This window comes from Pseudomonas sp. FW300-N2A2 (assembly GCF_017351735.1).
GTDB classification, from domain to species: Bacteria; Pseudomonadota; Gammaproteobacteria; order Pseudomonadales; family Pseudomonadaceae; genus Aquipseudomonas; species Aquipseudomonas migulae.
Genome location: NZ_JACNDU010000004.1, coordinates 302052 through 319081 on the forward strand (window position 1 = coordinate 302052; position 17030 = coordinate 319081).

The following is a 17030-nucleotide window of genomic DNA, read 5'->3' on the forward strand; positions in this document are numbered from 1 at the left end:
AGAAGTTCAGATTTACTGCACTTTCTTGAACCTCTGAAGTCCCAACCAACACACGCCACTCATCATCAATGCAGGAGAGCCACCATGGCCAATACCTCTTTACGTAAAGCCTCATTGCAAAGCATGGAAGCCGAGATCGAGAGTCTGTTGAAGTCTTTGGAGAACCTGAAGGACGACGCCTCGGACGAGTCGCGTAAAACCCTCAAGGCGTTGAAAGCCAACGCCGAGAGCGCCCTCAAGCATTCGCGTCATTTGCTCAGCGATGCGTACGAAGAAGTTAAAGTCAAAACCCGTGAAACCGGGATCGCCACTCGGGACTACGCCCAGGAACACCCTTGGACTACAGCCGGTGTCGCGGTGGGGGCGTTGGGTCTGCTCGCGGCCTATCTGCTGTGTAAACGCGGCGATTAATCCGTCTGGCGCAGCTCGTTTTTCAGCCACTGCGCCAGTTGCCGAGCGCGTCCGTCCGCGGCGCGCTTGGGTAGCCACAACGCCAGTTGCGCCGGGGTTTCGCTGAAACCCCACGGCGCAACCAGGCGCCCTGCCTTCAAGTCCTCGGCGACTAAAGGTTCAGGGGCAATCGCGACACCGAGACCAGCCACTGCCGCCTCCAGCAAATAATACAAATGCTCGAAGCCCTGCCCGTACTTCAACGCTTTGGCGTCGAGGCCGCTTTGCTGCGCCCAGCTTGGCCAGGCCTGCGGACGGGAAGTGGTGTGCAGCAACGGCTGCTTCAACAGCGCGCTTGCTGGCGCCTGTTGAAGCAGTTCGTAATCGGCGAAGCGTGGACTCATGACCGGGCCGATGCGTTCGCTGGCCAATTCGTAAACCTGCATGTCCGCAGGCCATGGCGGCTCGGCGAACACCAGCAAGGCGTCCAGCCCCGGACGACGGGGATCGAGATCGCCTTCTCCGGCGGACAAGTGCAGGCGCAGGTCCGGTAGATCAGCATTCAACCGACCCAGACGCGGAATAAACCAGCGCGCCAGCAGACTGCCCGAACAGCCGAGCACGAACGGCGCGTCGGCGGTGCTTTGGGTCAACTCGGCGCAGACCGTGCGCAAGCGCTCAAAGGCTTCAGCGCTGGCATCGCGCAATCGCACGCCGGCATCTGTGAGTTTAAGGCCGCGACCATCCTTGATGAACAGACTCACCCCGAGATGCTCTTCGAGCACTTTCAATTGCCGGCTGACTGCACCATGGGTGACGTGCAGCTGTTCGGCGGCCTGGCTGACGCTGTTCAGGCGGGCAGTGGCTTCGAAGGCGCGAAGCGCGTTCAGCGGGGGAAGGTCGTGGCTCATGTGATCTGTGAGTTTTCCTGACAGGTTGTGGCGATCTTATCGGTTTTCAGCCTGAAGCGTCAGGGGTAGAGTTAAGCCCACTCTCTTTTCAAAAGCTTCAACTCACCCATTCAACCGGAGCGACCCATGACCCAGACTAATCTGCGCAACGGCCCCGACGCCAACGGCCTGTTTGGCTCGTTCGGCGGCCGCTACGTCGCCGAAACCCTGATGCCGTTGATCCTCGATCTGGCCCGCGAGTACGAAGCGGCCAAGGAAGATCCGGCATTCAAAGAAGAATTGGCCTACTTCCAGCGCGACTATGTCGGACGTCCAAGCCCACTCTATTTCGCTGAACGCCTGACCGAGTTCTGCGGCGGCGCGAAGATTTATCTCAAGCGTGAAGAGCTGAACCACACCGGCGCGCACAAGATCAACAATTGCATCGGCCAGATCCTGCTGGCGCGGCGCATGGGCAAGAAACGCATCATCGCCGAGACCGGCGCCGGCATGCACGGCGTGGCGACGGCCACCGTGGCCGCGCGTTTTGGCCTCGACTGCGTGATCTACATGGGCACCACCGACATCGAGCGTCAGCAAGCCAACGTGTTCCGCATGAAACTGTTGGGCGCCGAGGTGATCCCGGTCGTGGCCGGCACCGGCACCCTGAAAGACGCGATGAACGAAGCGCTGCGTGACTGGGTGACCAACGTCGACAGCACCTTCTACCTGATCGGCACCGTGGCCGGTCCGCACCCTTACCCTGCGATGGTTCGCGACTTCCAGGCCGTCATCGGCAAGGAAACCCGTGACCAACTGCAAGCCCAGGAAGGTCGTCTGCCCGACAGCCTGGTCGCATGCATCGGCGGTGGCTCCAACGCCATGGGCCTGTTCCACCCGTTCCTTGACGACAAGAGCGTCGAAATCATTGGTGTCGAAGCGGCCGGTTACGGCATCGAGACCGGCAAGCACGCGGCCAGCCTGAATGGCGGCGTACCGGGCGTATTGCACGGCAACCGCACTTTCCTGCTGCAGGATGACGACGGCCAGATCATCGACGCCCACTCGATCTCCGCCGGCCTCGACTACCCAGGCATCGGCCCGGAACACGCCTGGTTGCATGACATCGGTCGCGTTCAATACACCTCGGTGACCGACGACGAAGCCCTCGACGCGTTCCACAAGTGCTGCCGTCTGGAAGGGATTATTCCTGCACTGGAAAGCGCCCATGCCTTGGCCGAAGTGTTCAAACGCGCACCGACCCTGCCGAAAGATCACCTGATGGTGGTCAACCTGTCCGGTCGCGGGGACAAAGACATGCAGACCGTGATGCACCACATGGAAAACTCTCAACAAGTGCAGTCCCAGCAGGAGAAACACTGATGAGCCGCCTGCAAACGCGTTTTGCCGAACTCAAGGAACAAAACCGCGCCGCCCTGGTGACCTTTGTCACCGCCGGCGACCCGAGCTATGACACTTCCCTGGCGATCCTCAAAGGTTTGCCGGGTGCTGGCGCCGACGTGATCGAGTTGGGCATGCCTTTCACCGACCCAATGGCTGACGGCCCGGCGATCCAGCTGGCCAACATCCGCGCCTTGGGCGCCAAACAGAACCTGGCGAAAACCCTGCAAATGGTTCGCGAGTTCCGCGAAGGCAACAGCGATACGCCGCTGGTGCTGATGGGTTACTTCAACCCGATCCACATGTACGGCGTACCGCGCTTCATCGCCGATGCCAAAGAGGCCGGCGTGGATGGCCTGATCGTTGTCGACCTGCCGCCCGAGCACAACGGCGAACTGTGCGACCCGGCCCAGGCTGCCGGTCTGGACTTCATTCGTCTGACCACCCCGACGACCGATGATGTGCGTTTGCCGACGGTCTTGAACGGCAGCTCCGGTTTCGTTTACTACGTGTCTGTGGCTGGTGTGACCGGTGCCGGTGCGGCGACGCTGGAGCACGTTGAAGAAGCGGTGGCCCGTCTGCGCCGTCACACTGATCTGCCGATCAGCATCGGTTTCGGTATTCGTACACCGGAGCAAGCGGCGTCAATCGCGCGCCTGGCCGACGGTGTGGTGGTGGGTTCGGCGTTGATCGATCACATCGCCAATGCCTCGACGCCGGATCAAGCGGTCGATGGCGTGTTGAGTCTTTGCGCGGCATTGGCCGATGGCGTGCGTCAGGCCCGCGTCAGCTGAAGGTAAAGTTCCTGATACAGAGGAATTAGAGCCTCGCGGTACAGACTAAATAGCAAGACCGAGGGCTTCAAGACTACGTTCTGAAGCCCTTTTTGCTGTGTGTGCCGTGAGGAAAGACCCGATGAAAATGCCGAAACGTCTGATTGCCAGCCTGGGTGTGCTGATGCTCAGTGCCACCCCGTTGCTGCACGCCAGCGCCGATCAGCGCGACGATCACGACCGCGGCGGTCAGCAGCAGGGCCATTACGATAACCATGGCGATGACCATCGCGGCCCGCAGGACAACCATCGCGGTGGCCCTCCGCCACGGGACTTTGGTCCGGTGCGCCAGACGATTCATGACAATCATGGCTACTTCGTACGGGGTGCGCCGCCACCTCCAGGCATTCATCTGGAGCGTGGTCGGCCATTGCCGCACGGTTATTACGGCGAACGCCTGGACAACCGCGCGCTGAGTCGGCTGCCGTATTACCAGGGTTACGAATGGCGCCGCGCGGGGGGCGACATTGTGCTGATCGCCGTGGGTACCGGGATCGTCTATGAAATTCTGGAAGGGGTGCTCTGACGTGATGAAACTGTAGGAGCGAGCCTGCTCGCGATGGTCGTTAACGATAACGCGTGTTTCCCGACGGAACCCGGCGCTTTCAAGTCCATCGCGAGCAGGCTCGCTCCTACAGTGGGCAGCAATTACTACGGCAACTCCAATCCGCCCGCTGCTTTGTGCAATTTACGCAAATGCTCGCCAACCTGCTTCAGGTTGGCTTCGTTGGCAGCCATCTCCGCCGCACGACTCGGGTCGAGCAGCGCTCTCACTTCCTTGTCCAGGTCGCCGGTCAGCGCCTGGAGCTGCTTTTGCCTCAGGCTGCTTTCCGATTCCAGGCGTTGCCACTCGCTGGGTTGTGGCAAGCCATAACCGCCGGTACCGAGCAGCTCCGCCGGACGACTGAGGAAGCCGCTGTTGGCGAGAATCTGCTTCAACGTCGCATTGGCCTTGTCCATACCGCCGTTCTGCAATTCCCGGGCACCGAGATAGCGTTGCTTCACTTCGTCCTGGGCCAGCACCAGTTGTTGTCGGAAAGCGGCCTGTTCCAGTAGCAGCAAAGCCGCGCTGGTGCGCAGGTCAGCCTGATCAATCCATTGACGACGCTCTTCAGCCTTCAAGGCCAGCCAGTCTTCGACCTTGTCCTGTTTGATCGGCAGGTGCTTTTTCAGCACCTCGAACATCGCTTGATAGCGATCGCGGAAAGAGTCGAAGCGATAGCCCAGACGCAGCGCTTCGCGAGGATCGTCCAGCACGCTGGTATCCGCCAGGCCGCGACCCTTGAGCACTTCCAGCAAGCCGTTGGGCATGATGTTGTCCAGCCCGACCAGCTTTGCGTTGTTGGTGCCGCTGCGCAGCAACTTCAGGCCTTCTACCGCGCAGTTGTTGGACAGGAAGAAGTAATTGCCGTCGTAGCTCCAGTGCATCTCGGCGGCGTGTTCCACCACGTCTTCGATCTCGTTGCGCGACAGGTTCAGCGGCACCGAGGCGAGGCTGCGCAATTCGGTCTTGGTGTACTCATCGATGACCTGGGCCAGCGGCAGGACAAACAGGCGCGACGGGTATTTGCCGACCAATCCATCCCAGCTCGACAGCTGTACATCACCGACGAAGGCGCGGTAGGACAACACCAGGTGTTGATCCAGATCCAGCCGGCAATCCGGCCCTCGTGGCCGGCCGGGAGCACAGATCACCAGGCGCAACATGCTGTGGCCCCAGCGGCTGACCCAGTTCTGGTTGGCTTCGGCCAACAGATAATCCACGGCATACACCCGCTCCGGATCGACCTGGCCCAAAGGCTGTTTGGCGAAGTCGTTACCGGCATTGAGGAAGGCGAACGATTTACCGCAGGTGTCTTTGGCGGCGGGAGCCCAGCCGAAATGTTCTTTGTAGTAGCGATAGAGCGCAGGGCGGCGACAGACGTAGCTCGGGTCGAGGAGGAAGTACTCCATGTTCACCGCGACGAACTCCTTGGGACTGCTGGTCTCGTAGATGTCCGGGCTGCGGGCGATCTGGCGGTTGTACTGTTCGCGCTCGCCGCGACGGCCCACGTATTGCGGCCAGCCTGCGAGGTCGAGCAGGCGCGGGTCATCGCTGAGGGTAAAGCGTCGGTCGGACTGGCCACGGCATTCATCCGGGATACCGATCAGGCCGGAACTGTTGGTGCGCCGGGTGCAGCGCTGGATCAGCGTGCGTTCGGCGGCTGGCCAAAAACGCGAGCGGTCATAGATGTGGGTGAGTTCGTGCAGCACCGTGGCCAGCATTTCCCTGCGCACTGTGCCGTGGGGGCGATAAGTCTTCTTGGTTGCGGCGCTGCCGTCGGTGAGGCTGGCGAGCAGGTTGCGGTTCAGGTCGAGTTCGGACACCAGCGACGCCTGGCCGTAGGCATTGCTCGGCATGTCATCGGTCCAGCCAACGTCGATGCGTCGGTCGAGTTGCTCGATGAACCGCGGCGGCAACGCCTGCATGGCTTCATCAAGCAGCGCCTGGCTGGCCTGCTGTTGCGCGGGGCTCAGGCCTTCGGTCTTGAGCTGTAATTGCAGTCCGGCCTGAGCCGTGTTGCCGAGCAGCAACATGGCCCCCATCAGAAGCCAGGCATTTAGCGACCTCACAGTGCGAGGATGGCTTCGGCGATGACCTGATCACTGGCGTCCCGAGCTTCCGGCACGCGGGTGCGCAATAGGTTGAGCGCTGCTTCCAGGTGCGCGCCTCGGATATCGCCATCACTGGCGACGAAACTGGCGGCATCGTCATGGGCTTCTCGAACGATTTTCGCGTCACGGATGGACGTCGTGGTATCGGAAGTGAAATCAAGGGTCCGGCGAGTGGCGTTGATGAGGATGTTGCTGGTGGCAACCAGGGTGTGCGCCTGGGTTACATCGGCCAACAGCAGCAGGCCAAGGGTGGCGACAATCAGCGGGCTACGCATGGAACGACTCCGGAGGAACGAGGATAACTATTGGACGAGAATAGCGTGTGCCAGTTCAAGGTCGCTTGCATGAAGTTTTGGCTGGGTCTGGCGCAGGTAAATCAGGGCCGACTCCAGTTGTGCGCCTCGCAGTTGGCCGTCACTGGCGATAAATGAAGCGGCGTCATCCCTGGCGGCGAGCAGAAGCTTACGGTCGAAGGGTGCGGAGGTCACCATGCTTGTGGCGTAGCCAGTAGCTACGACGCCTTGCGTCGTCAGGTCGAAGGCATGGGCCTGGCTTGCCCAACTGGCCGCCATGAGAACCGGAGTGATCAACAGACAGGTAAGAAAACGCATGAGACTCGACAGTTGAAAACGAGTCCCAAGGCTAGCGCAACGCCCGGTTTAGAGCCAGCGCCGAAACATCGGGACACGTTGGGCGTGTCCCGGATATGGCTGACGCCTGGTTAGATCGTCAGGATGGCCTGAGCCAGTTGTGCGTCAGTCGCGTTCAGTTGAGGGGCCTGGTGGCGAATGTGGTCGAGTGCGCTTTCCAGTTTCACGCCACGAATGGCGCCTTCGCTGGCGACGAAGCTGGCGGCGTCGTCACGGGCCGCGCGTACGATCTTGTCATCGCGAAAGGACGAGGTGACATCGGAAGTGGCATCGGACGTAGCCTTGAGTGCACCGACGACGGCATCGGTGGTCACGATGAAGCTGGTGGCGTGGGAATTGGCAGCCACGGCAAGCAGGGCTGCAGCGCTGAGCAGACGAAGACGGGACATGGTGTAACTCCTTTTGGTAAACCGATTGAGAGGTGGCGCGGTGTCTGTTGAGTCAGACGCCTGTCGCGCAGTCATCGCCACGTTCTGGCTTGATATTAGGCCTGTAGGTGTCGATTCGCACAGTCCCGTCTGTTCAGGCGGACATCAGCGCCAGAACGGCTTATCCAATTCTTTGACACGATCTGAATGACTGATGCCCAGGTCAGACAGCTGCCTGCCGTCGAGTTGCGCCAGTAATCGCCGGGTTCTGGCCCTTTCGAGGCTGTTGGCGAGGCCTCTGAACACTCTTCCAAGCCAGGTAAACCGAGGCTTGGATTGCGAAGTGGTCGCGGGGAGATCCAGTGGATGATCCATGGTGCAGTCCTTTTGCTGGCAGGTCGGGATTTCATGATGATCCCGCCCGGTTCGCCAAGACAGACACACACGCTTGAAATTGTACTGGTTCAGTTTTGAATAAAATCAAACTGTACCTGTAGTTGAGTGTACTTATTGTTTTGAGGATTTCATCACCCCAAAACGACAAAACCCGTCGTGGTTTCCCACGACGGGTCTTGTTTGTTCAATTCGGGTGCTGGCGGTTGACCTTAAAGATCAGAGCCAGCGACGCTAACTTAGCGCCAGAACGGCTTGCTCAGCTCTTCGTAGCGTTGTGCTTCGCTAATCCCGGCGTCAGCCAGCAGACGCGAATCCAGGCGAGCCAGTTGGTGGCGGCTGGAGATGCGGCGCTGCCACAGCATCAGGTTGGCGATAACGCGCAGAGGCATGGAAGCCTGGGTTTTTGCAGCGGTGTCTTCGAAGAACAGATCGGAACTGAGTGTACGTTCCATGGTTTTCATCCTTCCGCTTGTGGCGGGATTAGGTAGTGGTTTAACTGATGCCAATGATCCTCTCGTTTGGCCAGTCTCTCTAGATACAGTTCACCTGTATTGTGAGGGACCAGTTAACTGTTAAAGGGTGGTGTACTGGTCTAAATTGAGGCAACTGTACCTGTCGGCACTGTTATGGTGCGTTTTTGGTGATTCTGGTCGAAAAGGTAGGGCGTTACGGTAGGAAATGACCAGTACAGCAGTACAGTTTTAAACACATTTCTGCCTGGCAATAGTCCGCTGTCGAAACTGTGTTTGCGACAGCGGCTATCTGTATCAATTACACCGTCAGCATTCGACCGGTTTCTTCCAGGTTGATGTGCCAGCTCAGGGCGTCTCGCAAGATATGTGGCGTGTGCCCGCCGATGGCGCAAGCGGCGGTGAAGTAGTCATCCAGCGCCTGGCGATAGTCCGGGTGTACGCAATTATCGATGATGACGCGAGCCCGCTCCCGCGGTGCCAGCCCGCGTAAGTCCGCCAGGCCGACCTCGGTCACGAGGATGTCGACGTCATGTTCCGTGTGATCGACGTGGCTGACCATCGGCACCACGCTGGAGATCGCGCCGCCTTTGGCAATCGACTTGGTCACGAAGATCGCCAGGTGCGCGTTGCGCGCGAAGTCGCCCGAGCCACCGATGCCGTTCATCATTCGTGTGCCGCAGACGTGGGTAGAGTTGACGTTGCCGTACAGGTCGAACTCCAGCGCAGTGTTGATGCCGATGATCCCAAGGCGGCGCACCACTTCCGGGTGGTTGGAGATTTCCTGCGGACGCAGGACCAGCTTGTCCTTGTAACGCTCCAGGTTGCCGAACACATCAGCGTTGCGGCGGCTCGACAAGGTGATCGAACTACCAGACGCAAAGCTCAGCTTGCCGGCGTCGATCAGGTCGAAGGTCGAGTCCTGCAACACCTCGGAATACATGGTCAGGTCTTCGAACGGAGAATCGATCAGTCCGCACATCACCGAGTTGGCAATGGTGCCGATGCCGGCCTGCAATGGGCCGAGCTTGTTGGTCATGCGCCCAGCCGCCACTTCCTGCTTGAAGAAGTCGATCAGGTGGTCGGCAATGGCCTGGGTATCAACGTCTGGTGGCAGCACCGTCGACGGCGAGTCGGACTGATTGGTGATGACGATCGCGACGATCTTTTCAGGCGGGATCGGAATGGCGGTGCTGCCAATGCGATCGTCGACCTTCACCAGCGGAATCGGCGTGCGGGTCGGGCGATACGTCGGGATATAGATGTCGTGCAAACCCTCGAGGTTCGGGTTATGCGCCAGGTTGATCTCGACGATCACCTGTTTGGCGAAAATCGCGAAGCTGGCCGAGTTGCCCACCGAAGTGGTCGGCACGATGTGGCCTTGCTCAGTGATCGCCACGGCCTCGATGACGGCGATGTCCGGCAGTTTCAGCTGCTGGTTGCGCAGCGACTCCACGGTTTCTGAAAGATGCTGGTCAATAAACATCACTTCGCCGGCGTTGATCGCCTTGCGCAATGTGCTGTCGACCTGGAACGGCATGCGTCGCGACAGGACGCCGGCTTCGGTGAGCTGTTTATCAAGGTCGTTGCCCAGGCTGGCGCCGGTCATCAGCGTGATTTTCAGCGGGGTGACTTTGGCGCGTTCGGCCAATGCATGAGGCACGGCTTTGGCTTCGCCGGCGCGCGTGAAACCACTCATGCCGACGGTCATGCCGTCCTCAATCAGAGCGGCAGCGTCAGCGGCGCTCATCACCTTATCCAACAACGAAGGCAAGCGAATACGATCACGGTACATGGATTGTTATCTCGGGCAACGGAAGCAAGGTGTGCAGTCTAGTGATTTCAAAAAAAATCCTCCCGCTACCATGGTCGAATGCAGACCCCTGATTTAGAGCCTTTGGTCGGGTTTCACGGGGAATAAAAAAACCCCAGCCTACTAAAGGCTGAGGTTTTGGGTATTGCGCTGGAGCAGTTTTTACTCGACGGCTTTGACCATGTCTTCGATGACTTTCTTGGCGTCGCCGAAGACCATCATGGTTTTGTCGAGGTAGAACAGTTCGTTGTCCAGGCCGGCATAACCGCTGGCCATCGAACGTTTGTTGACGATGATCGTCTTGGCCTTGAACGCTTCGAGAATCGGCATCCCGGCAATCGGCGATTTCGGATCGTTCTTCGCCGCCGGGTTGACCACGTCGTTGGCGCCGAGCACCAGCACCACGTCGGCCTGACCGAACTCGGAGTTGATGTCTTCCATCTCGAACACCTGGTCGTAAGGCACTTCAGCCTCGGCCAGCAGTACGTTCATGTGGCCAGGCATACGACCCGCCACCGGGTGGATCGCGTATTTCACGGTCACGCCACGATGGCTCAGCTTCTCGGTCAGCTCTTTCAGTGCGTGCTGCGCCCGTGCTACCGCCAGGCCGTAGCCTGGAACGATGATCACGGTATCGGCGTTGGTCAGCAGGAAGGTCGCGTCGTCGGCCGAACCGGATTTCACCGGGCGGGCTTCCTTGGCGCCAGCCGGGCCGGCATCGGCCGTATTGCCGAAACCACCGAGCAGTACATTAAAGAAGGAACGGTTCATCGCCTTGCACATGATGTACGAGAGGATCGCACCGGACGAACCCACCAGCGAGCCCGCGATGATCAACATCGAGTTGTTCAGTGAGAAGCCGATACCCGCTGCTGCCCAACCGGAGTAACTGTTAAGCATCGACACCACAACCGGCATGTCTGCGCCGCCAATCGGGATGATGATCAGGACGCCCATCACGAAGGCCAGCACCAGCATCAGCGCGAATGCACTGAGATTGCCGGTCAGCATGAAGGTGACGCCCAGCGCGAGTGTCGCCAGACCCAGCAGCAGGTTCAGCTTGTGCTGGCCGCCGAACTGTACCGGTGCACCCTGGAACAGGCGGAACTTGTACTTGCCCGAGAGCTTGCCGAACGCGATCACCGAACCGGAGAAGGTGATTGCACCGATGGCAGCACCCAGGAACAGCTCCAGACGGTTGCCCGCAGGAATCGAATCACCCAATTGCTTGACGATGCCCAGCGATTGCGGCTCAACAACAGCGGCGATCGCGATGAACACCGCGGCCATACCGATCATGCTGTGCATGAAGGCGACCAGTTCCGGCATCTTGGTCATTTCAACGCGCTTGGCCATGATCGAGCCGGCGGTGCCGCCGACCAACAGGCCGACGATGACGTAACCAATACCGGCGGTGGCCAGCTCAGCGCCCAGCTTATAGATGAGGCCTACGGTGGTGAGGATCGCCAAGGCCATGCCGAGCATGCCGTACAGGTTGCCGCGACGCGACGTGGTCGGGTGCGACAGGCCTTTCAGGGCCTGGATGAAGCAGATGGACGCGATCAAGTAGAGCGTCGTTACGAGGTTCATGCTCATTACTTAGGCGCCTCTTCTTTTACGGCTTTCGGGGCTTTTTTCTTGAACATCTCAAGCATCCTGCGGGTCACCAGGAAGCCACCGAATACGTTCACTGCCGCCAAGGCCACGGCCAGCGTGCCCATGGTTTTGCCCAATGGCGTAACGGTCAGCGCCGCGGCGAGCATGGCGCCGACGATCACGATCGCCGAAATGGCGTTGGTGACCGCCATCAACGGCGTGTGCAGCGCGGGTGTAACGTTCCAGACCACGTGATAACCGACATAAATCGCCAGCACGAAGATGATCAGGTTGTAGATACCGGGGGAGATAAGCTCTTCCATCGTCTGAATCCCTGCTTAGGCGTTTTTGCGGATGACTTGGCCGTCGCGGCACATCAGGCACGCGGCGACGATGTCGTCTTCTAGGTTCACTTCGAACTGGCCTTCTTTGTTGAAGACCAGCTTCAGGAAGTCCAGCAGGTTGCGTGCGTACAGGGCCGAAGCGTCTGCCGCGACCGCGCCGGCCAGATTGGTAGGACCGCAAATGGTCACGCCATTCTCGACCACAACCTGATCGGCCACGGTCAGCGGGCAGTTGCCGCCCTGGGCTGCGGCGAGGTCGATGACCACCGAGCCAGGCTTCATCTGCGCCACGGTTTCCGCGCTCAACAGCGTCGGTGCCTTGCGGCCCGGAATCAGTGCCGTGGTGATGACAATGTCAGCCTGCTTGGCGCGCTCGTGCACGGCCAGGGCCTGACGCTGCATCCAGCTCGCCGGCATTGGGCGTGCGTAACCGCCGACACCGACGGCGCATTCGCGCTCTTCATCGGTCTCATAAGGCACGTCGACGAATTTGGCACCGAGGGATTCGATCTGCTCTTTAACCGCAGGTCGCACGTCAGACGCTTCAATCACCGCACCCAGACGTTTCGCCGTAGCGATCGCCTGCAAACCGGCTACCCCGGCGCCAAGAATCAGCACGCGCGCCGCTTTCACGGTGCCCGCAGCGGTCATCAGCATCGGCATGAAGCGAGGGTAATGGTGAGCGGCCAGCAACACGGCTTTATAGCCGGCGATGTTGGCTTGCGAAGACAGCACATCCAGGCTCTGGGCGCGGGAGGTGCGTGGCGCGGCTTCCAGCGCAAACGCGGTGATTCCGCACTCGGCCAGTTTGGCGATGGTTTCATTGCTGAACGGGTTGAGCATGCCCACCACAACGGTGCCGCTCTTGATCAGAGCGAGTTCGCTGTCGCTGGGTGCGACCACCTTGAGAATCAGCTCGGCACCAAACGCATCGTTGGCGCTGCCAATGGTTGCGCCTGCCGCTTCATAAGCACTGTCGACAACGCTGGCGTTAATGCCGGCGCCGCTTTGCACAGTGACCTTATGACCCTGGCCGATCAGCTTCTTGATGGTTTCCGGGGTTGCAGCAACCCGTGTTTCACCCGTCTGGGTTTCGAGAGGAACACCAATGTGCACGTCAAATCTCCTGCGTGATCTTATTGAGTAAACCCAGGCACTTCGGATGGTGCGGCTGGGGCGGCCGATCAGCACGATCCCGCCAAATCAGGGCGGGGCGCGGCATTTTGCAGGCGAACTTTGTGCCCTTCAAGGGATTATGACGGGTGACGGAAAATTAACTACAAGTCACCCCGTGACCGAATGTCGCAACCAACCGCTTCAATCCCTTGCAGGCCGTGCCTTGTAAGGTTTTTCGCCAAAATTCAAGAAATTACACATCGGTACGGTGAATGCAGCGTTATTGCCATCCAATAGCGGCTCAAGGCCACGTTTTCAGGCGCTTGTGGGACGTTTGTACAGCTTCTCGGTACAGTCTGCGAATATGCGACAAATACTTATATCTGTAGGGCTTTCAATTTATTGACTACGGGGTCAGCTAATAGCGTAGAGCCTCTATCCTTCTAGGCTGTAGCTTTGTGCCTGATTTACCAGCCAGTCGCGAAATGCCTTCAAAGACGCAGATTCGACCTTTCGATCAGGAATCATCAGGTAATACGCCTTGATGCTGGACAGCGCCTGAGCGTTGGCAATCACCAGCCGCTTCTCCGCCAGTTCGCGCTGAATCAGGAACGGCGGGATCAAGGCGATCCCCATGTCATGCATCGCCGCTTGGGCAAGCATGGAGAATAGCTCGTAGCGCGGCCCTGTCATGTCGCGCGGGATATTAAGGTTTTGCGAGTTGAACCATTGGCGCCAGGCATAGGGGCGGGTGGTCTGTTGCAGCAAGGGCAGTTCGGCGATTTCAGCGGGTGTGAGGCTTGTCCTTTTGCCCAGTAGGTTGGGGCTGCATACAGGCATGGGATTTTCGCCCATCAGCCTGTGGGATTCAGTGCCTGACCAGTCTGCATCGCCAAAGTAAATGGCGGCATCGAAGTCTGTGTCGGCAAACAGGAACGGGCGTGTGCGGTTAGTGAGGTTGACCGTCACTTCCGGATGTTTTTGCTGGAAGTCTTTGAGTCTTGGCAGCAGCCATTGGGTGCCGAAGGTTGGTACGACTGCCAGCTCAATCACGTTGGTACCCTGTTGGCCCATCACTGACAGGGTGTCGCGCTCTACGGCGTCCAGCTGTGTTGCTACCCGACGGCTGTAGGAAAGCCCGGCTTCAGTCAGCTTCACTCCACGCCGCGAGCGTCGGAACAATTCCACACTCAAGAACTCCTCAAGGCTGGCGATCTGTCGGCAGATCGCTCCCTGAGTGAGGGAAAGTTCCTGGGCTGCCTTGGTAAAGCTCTCGTGGCGTGCCGCTGCTTCAAAGCTGACCAGGGCGGTTGTGCTGGGGATCTTCCTGCGCATGTACGTCAACCTCACTAATGCATCGTACAAAAAACTGCTTCGCGATGTTTCGGAGTGAGAAATTAGCACAACAGTATGCAAAATCCTCGTTTGTGGTAATGCCGAACCCGGCCTAGGATCAGTCCACATTATTTGACCCGATTCGAGAGGACACACTCATGGGCGGTAAAGTTAGCTTCAACTGGATCGATCCCCTGCTGCTGGATCAACAGCTCACCGAAGAAGAGCGCATGATTCGCGACACTGCCGAGCAATTCGCTCAGCAGAAGCTCGCGCCACGTGTTCTTGAAGCTTTCCGTCATGAAAAGACCGACCCGGCGATCTTTCGTGAAATGGGTGAAGTCGGCCTGCTGGGTGCAACTATCCCTGAGCAATATGGCGGCAGCGGTCTGAACTATGTCAGCTACGGTCTGATTGCTCGTGAAGTTGAGCGCGTCGATTCGGGTTATCGCTCGATGATGAGCGTGCAGTCCTCTTTGGTGATGGTGCCGATCAATGAATTCGGTACTGAGGCCCAGAAGCAGAAGTATCTGCCGAAACTGGCCTCGGGCGAGTGGATTGGCTGTTTCGGTCTGACCGAGCCTAACCACGGTTCCGACCCGGGCGCGATGATTACCCGTGCACGCAAAGTGGAAGGCGGCTACAGCCTGACCGGCAGCAAGATGTGGATCACCAACAGCCCGATCGCCGATGTATTCGTGGTCTGGGGCAAGGACGACGAGGGCGACATCCGTGGCTTCGTTCTGGAGAAAGGCTGGAAAGGCCTGAGCGCGCCGGCCATTCACGGCAAAGTGGGGCTGCGTGCATCCATCACTGGTGAGATCGTCATGGACAACGTGTTTGTCCCTGAAGAGAACATCTTCCCTGACGTCCGTGGTTTGAAAGGCCCGTTTACTTGCCTGAACTCGGCACGTTATGGCATTTCCTGGGGTGCGCTGGGCGCGGCCGAGTTCTGCTGGCACACCGCTCGCCAATACACCCTGGATCGTCAGCAGTTCGGTCGTCCATTGGCTGCTACTCAATTGATCCAGAAGAAACTGGCTGACATGCAGACCGAAATCACCTTGGCTCTGCAAGGCTGTCTGCGCCTGGGTCGTATGAAAGATGAAGGCACCGCTGCGGTCGAAATCACGTCGATGATGAAGCGCAACTCTTGCGGGAAGTCCCTGGACATTGCTCGTATGGCGCGTGACATGTTGGGTGGTAACGGTATCTCCGATGAATTCGGCGTGGCGCGTCACTTGGTCAACCTGGAAGTGGTGAATACCTATGAAGGTACGCATGACGTCCACGCGCTGATCCTTGGTCGTGCGCAGACCGGCCTCCAGGCGTTCTATTAATAGGAGAACGGCCATGGGCGCGCTTTCGCATCTACGGGTACTGGATTTGTCGCGGGTGCTGGCCGGGCCGTGGTCCGGTCAGATACTGGCGGACCTTGGCGCCGAGGTGATCAAGGTCGAGCGTCCGGGCAATGGCGATGACACGCGCGCCTGGGGGCCTCCTTTTCTGAAGGACGCCTATGGCGAGAACACCAGCGAGGCCGCCTATTACTTGTCGGCCAATCGCAACAAGCAATCGGTGACCATCGACTTCACTCGCCCGGAGGGGCAGAAGTTGGTGCGTGAGCTGGCGGCGAAGTCAGACATCCTGATCGAGAACTTCAAGGTCGGTGGTCTGGCGGCTTATGGATTGGATTATGAGTCGCTCAAAGAGGCCAATCCGAATCTGATCTACTGCTCGATCACCGGATTTGGTCAGACGGGTCCTTACGCCAAGCGCGCGGGTTATGACTTCATGATCCAGGGCTTGGGCGGCCTGATGAGTCTGACGGGGCGACCAGAAGGTGATGATGGTGCCGGGCCAGTGAAAGTCGGCGTGGCGCTGACGGACATTTTGACCGGGCTTTACTCGACCGTGGCGATTCTCGCAGCGCTTGCGCATCGGGATCATGACGGTGGTGGTCAACATATCGATATGGCGTTGCTGGATGTCCAGGTGGCGTGTCTGGCTAACCAGGCGATGAACTACCTGACGACAGGCAATGCGCCGAAGCGGCTGGGTAATGCACATCCGAACATCGTGCCGTATCAGGACTTTCCTACAGCAGACGGCGATTTCATCCTTACGGTGGGTAATGACGGGCAGTTCCGCAAGTTTGCGGAAGTGGCCGGGCAGCCGCAGTGGGCGGATGATCCGCGTTTTGCCACCAACAAGCTGCGGGTGGCGAACCGTGCGGTGCTGATTCCGTTGATTCGCCAGGCTACGGTGTTCAAGACCACTGCTGAGTGGGTGTCGCAGTTGGAGCGGGCAGGCGTACCGTGTGGTCCGATCAATGATCTGGCTCAGGTGTTTGCCGACCCTCAGGTAAAGGCGCGCGGTTTGGCGATTGAGCTGCCTCACGCCTTGGCAGGGATGCTGCCGCAGGTGGCGAGCCCGATTCGTTTGTCCGAGACACCGGTGGAGTACCGCAATGCGCCTCCTTTATTGGGCGAGCATACGATGGCGGTGCTGCAGCGGGTGTTGGGCCTGGACGCTTGTGCGGTGACTGCATTAAAGGACGCTGGAGTGCTTTGAGGAGTCCTTCTATATAGAGGGCGTGGTTTTGCTCTTCTATATAGAGGGAGGCGCGCTGTTTTCAGGCTTTCTGCAAGTTATTGATAGAAAGGCTAAATTAGGGGTTGACGGCAGATTCTGGAAGTCTATAATTCGCCCCACTTCCGGCGCAGTCGAAGCGGAAAACTCCTTGGTAAACAAAGAGTTACGCAGTTTTCGA

At 59.0% G+C, this 17030-nt stretch carries 18 protein-coding genes; 6 read left to right on the top strand and 12 right to left on the bottom strand.

The window, feature by feature from the left end; translation table 11 throughout:
• Window positions 1–84: 84 nt before the first annotated feature.
• Complete coding sequence (locus J4E42_RS09095; RefSeq protein WP_008027738.1) at window positions 85–411, top strand: YqjD family protein; 327 nt, start codon at window positions 85–87, stop codon at window positions 409–411.
• On the opposite strand, the gene J4E42_RS09100 is transcribed toward J4E42_RS09095, so the two are convergent.
• Window positions 408–1301, bottom strand: coding sequence for a LysR family transcriptional regulator (locus J4E42_RS09100; protein WP_207285026.1), 894 nt, complete (start codon window positions 1299–1301; stop codon window positions 408–410). The genes J4E42_RS09095 and J4E42_RS09100 overlap by 4 nt on opposite strands.
• Window positions 1302–1427: 126 nt before the next feature.
• Here J4E42_RS09100 and trpB point away from each other — a divergent pair, with 126 nt between their 5' ends.
• From trpB to J4E42_RS09115, 3 genes are all read left to right on the top strand, one after another.
• The gene (trpB, locus tag J4E42_RS09105) at window positions 1428–2663 is read left to right on the top strand and encodes a tryptophan synthase subunit beta (RefSeq protein WP_008027742.1); all 1236 of its coding nucleotides are present in this window, start codon (window positions 1428–1430) and stop codon (window positions 2661–2663) included.
• Window positions 2663–3475, top strand: coding sequence for a tryptophan synthase subunit alpha (trpA, locus tag J4E42_RS09110; protein WP_008027744.1), 813 nt, complete (start codon window positions 2663–2665; stop codon window positions 3473–3475). Before trpB ends, trpA begins: the two co-directional genes overlap by 1 nt.
• Before the next feature lie 121 nt (window positions 3476–3596).
• Window positions 3597–4040 (top strand): anti-virulence regulator CigR family protein, encoded by a 444-nt coding sequence (locus J4E42_RS09115; protein WP_207285027.1) that lies wholly within the window; start codon window positions 3597–3599, stop codon window positions 4038–4040.
• Window positions 4041–4165: 125 nt separating this feature from the next.
• On the opposite strand, the gene J4E42_RS09120 is transcribed toward J4E42_RS09115, so the two are convergent.
• From J4E42_RS09120 to J4E42_RS09170, 11 genes are all read right to left on the bottom strand, one after another.
• Complete coding sequence (locus J4E42_RS09120) at window positions 4166–6127, bottom strand: DUF4105 domain-containing protein (protein WP_207285028.1); 1962 nt, start codon at window positions 6125–6127, stop codon at window positions 4166–4168.
• Window positions 6124–6444: a DUF2388 domain-containing protein gene (locus J4E42_RS09125; RefSeq protein WP_008027752.1), complete on the bottom strand. Its 321-nt coding sequence runs from the start codon at window positions 6442–6444 to the stop codon at window positions 6124–6126. The genes J4E42_RS09120 and J4E42_RS09125 overlap by 4 nt, the downstream gene beginning before the upstream one ends.
• Before the next feature lie 27 nt (window positions 6445–6471).
• Window positions 6472–6780 carry a DUF2388 domain-containing protein gene (locus J4E42_RS09130; protein WP_192228100.1) on the bottom strand — a complete coding sequence of 103 codons (309 nt, stop codon included), beginning with the start codon at window positions 6778–6780 and terminating at the stop codon, window positions 6472–6474.
• A 110-nt stretch (window positions 6781–6890) separates the two neighbouring features.
• Window positions 6891–7208, bottom strand: coding sequence for a DUF2388 domain-containing protein (locus J4E42_RS09135; RefSeq protein WP_008044656.1), 318 nt, complete (start codon window positions 7206–7208; stop codon window positions 6891–6893).
• A gap of 144 nt (window positions 7209–7352) precedes the next feature.
• Window positions 7353–7562 carry a DUF1127 domain-containing protein gene (locus J4E42_RS09140; protein WP_207285029.1) on the bottom strand — a complete coding sequence of 70 codons (210 nt, stop codon included), beginning with the start codon at window positions 7560–7562 and terminating at the stop codon, window positions 7353–7355.
• A gap of 257 nt (window positions 7563–7819) precedes the next feature.
• Window positions 7820–8035: a DUF1127 domain-containing protein gene (locus tag J4E42_RS09145; protein ID WP_007947887.1), complete on the bottom strand. Its 216-nt coding sequence runs from the start codon at window positions 8033–8035 to the stop codon at window positions 7820–7822.
• Between the two features lie 319 nt (window positions 8036–8354).
• Window positions 8355–9848: an acetyl-CoA hydrolase/transferase family protein gene (locus J4E42_RS09150; RefSeq protein WP_008027760.1), complete on the bottom strand. Its 1494-nt coding sequence runs from the start codon at window positions 9846–9848 to the stop codon at window positions 8355–8357.
• 180 nt (window positions 9849–10028) lie between these two features.
• Entirely contained in the window at window positions 10029–11462 is a 1434-nt protein-coding gene (locus tag J4E42_RS09155; RefSeq protein WP_192228098.1) for an NAD(P)(+) transhydrogenase (Re/Si-specific) subunit beta, read from the bottom strand.
• Window positions 11462–11785: an NAD(P) transhydrogenase subunit alpha gene (locus J4E42_RS09160; RefSeq protein ID WP_003187010.1), complete on the bottom strand. Its 324-nt coding sequence runs from the start codon at window positions 11783–11785 to the stop codon at window positions 11462–11464. Before J4E42_RS09160 ends, J4E42_RS09155 begins: the two co-directional genes overlap by 1 nt.
• A 15-nt stretch (window positions 11786–11800) precedes the next feature.
• A complete protein-coding gene (locus J4E42_RS09165) occupies window positions 11801–12922 on the bottom strand; it encodes a Re/Si-specific NAD(P)(+) transhydrogenase subunit alpha (RefSeq protein WP_008027764.1) in 1122 nt (373 codons plus the stop codon).
• 435 nt (window positions 12923–13357) lie between these two features.
• The gene (locus J4E42_RS09170) at window positions 13358–14257 is read right to left on the bottom strand and encodes a LysR family transcriptional regulator (protein WP_192417875.1); all 900 of its coding nucleotides are present in this window, start codon (window positions 14255–14257) and stop codon (window positions 13358–13360) included.
• Between the two features lie 158 nt (window positions 14258–14415).
• Between J4E42_RS09170 and J4E42_RS09175 the strand changes: the two genes are divergently transcribed.
• Both J4E42_RS09175 and J4E42_RS09180 read left to right on the top strand, forming a co-directional pair.
• Window positions 14416–15597, top strand: a complete 1182-nt coding sequence (locus J4E42_RS09175) for an acyl-CoA dehydrogenase (protein ID WP_207285030.1) — start codon at window positions 14416–14418, stop codon at window positions 15595–15597.
• Between the two features lie 13 nt (window positions 15598–15610).
• Window positions 15611–16831 (top strand): CaiB/BaiF CoA-transferase family protein, encoded by a 1221-nt coding sequence (locus J4E42_RS09180; protein WP_207285031.1) that lies wholly within the window; start codon window positions 15611–15613, stop codon window positions 16829–16831.
• Window positions 16832–17030 lie beyond the last annotated feature (199 nt).

Coding starts and splice junctions, on each gene's coding strand:
- J4E42_RS09095 (WP_008027738.1), top strand. CDS start 85: ATGGCCAATACCTCTTTACGTAAAGCCTCATTGCAAAGCATGGAAGCC.
- J4E42_RS09100 (WP_207285026.1), bottom strand. CDS start 1,301: ATGAGCCACGACCTTCCCCCGCTGAACGCGCTTCGCGCCTTCGAAGCC.
- trpB (WP_008027742.1), top strand. CDS start 1,428: ATGACCCAGACTAATCTGCGCAACGGCCCCGACGCCAACGGCCTGTTT.
- trpA (WP_008027744.1), top strand. CDS start 2,663: ATGAGCCGCCTGCAAACGCGTTTTGCCGAACTCAAGGAACAAAACCGC.
- J4E42_RS09115 (WP_207285027.1), top strand. CDS start 3,597: ATGAAAATGCCGAAACGTCTGATTGCCAGCCTGGGTGTGCTGATGCTC.
- J4E42_RS09125 (WP_008027752.1), bottom strand. CDS start 6,444: ATGCGTAGCCCGCTGATTGTCGCCACCCTTGGCCTGCTGCTGTTGGCC.
- J4E42_RS09130 (WP_192228100.1), bottom strand. CDS start 6,780: ATGCGTTTTCTTACCTGTCTGTTGATCACTCCGGTTCTCATGGCGGCC.
- J4E42_RS09135 (WP_008044656.1), bottom strand. CDS start 7,208: ATGTCCCGTCTTCGTCTGCTCAGCGCTGCAGCCCTGCTTGCCGTGGCT.
- J4E42_RS09140 (WP_207285029.1), bottom strand. CDS start 7,562: ATGGATCATCCACTGGATCTCCCCGCGACCACTTCGCAATCCAAGCCT.
- J4E42_RS09145 (WP_007947887.1), bottom strand. CDS start 8,035: ATGGAACGTACACTCAGTTCCGATCTGTTCTTCGAAGACACCGCTGCA.
- J4E42_RS09150 (WP_008027760.1), bottom strand. CDS start 9,848: ATGTACCGTGATCGTATTCGCTTGCCTTCGTTGTTGGATAAGGTGATG.
- J4E42_RS09155 (WP_192228098.1), bottom strand. CDS start 11,462: ATGAGCATGAACCTCGTAACGACGCTCTACTTGATCGCGTCCATCTGC.
- J4E42_RS09160 (WP_003187010.1), bottom strand. CDS start 11,785: ATGGAAGAGCTTATCTCCCCCGGTATCTACAACCTGATCATCTTCGTG.
- J4E42_RS09170 (WP_192417875.1), bottom strand. CDS start 14,257: ATGCGCAGGAAGATCCCCAGCACAACCGCCCTGGTCAGCTTTGAAGCA.
- J4E42_RS09175 (WP_207285030.1), top strand. CDS start 14,416: ATGGGCGGTAAAGTTAGCTTCAACTGGATCGATCCCCTGCTGCTGGAT.
- J4E42_RS09180 (WP_207285031.1), top strand. CDS start 15,611: ATGGGCGCGCTTTCGCATCTACGGGTACTGGATTTGTCGCGGGTGCTG.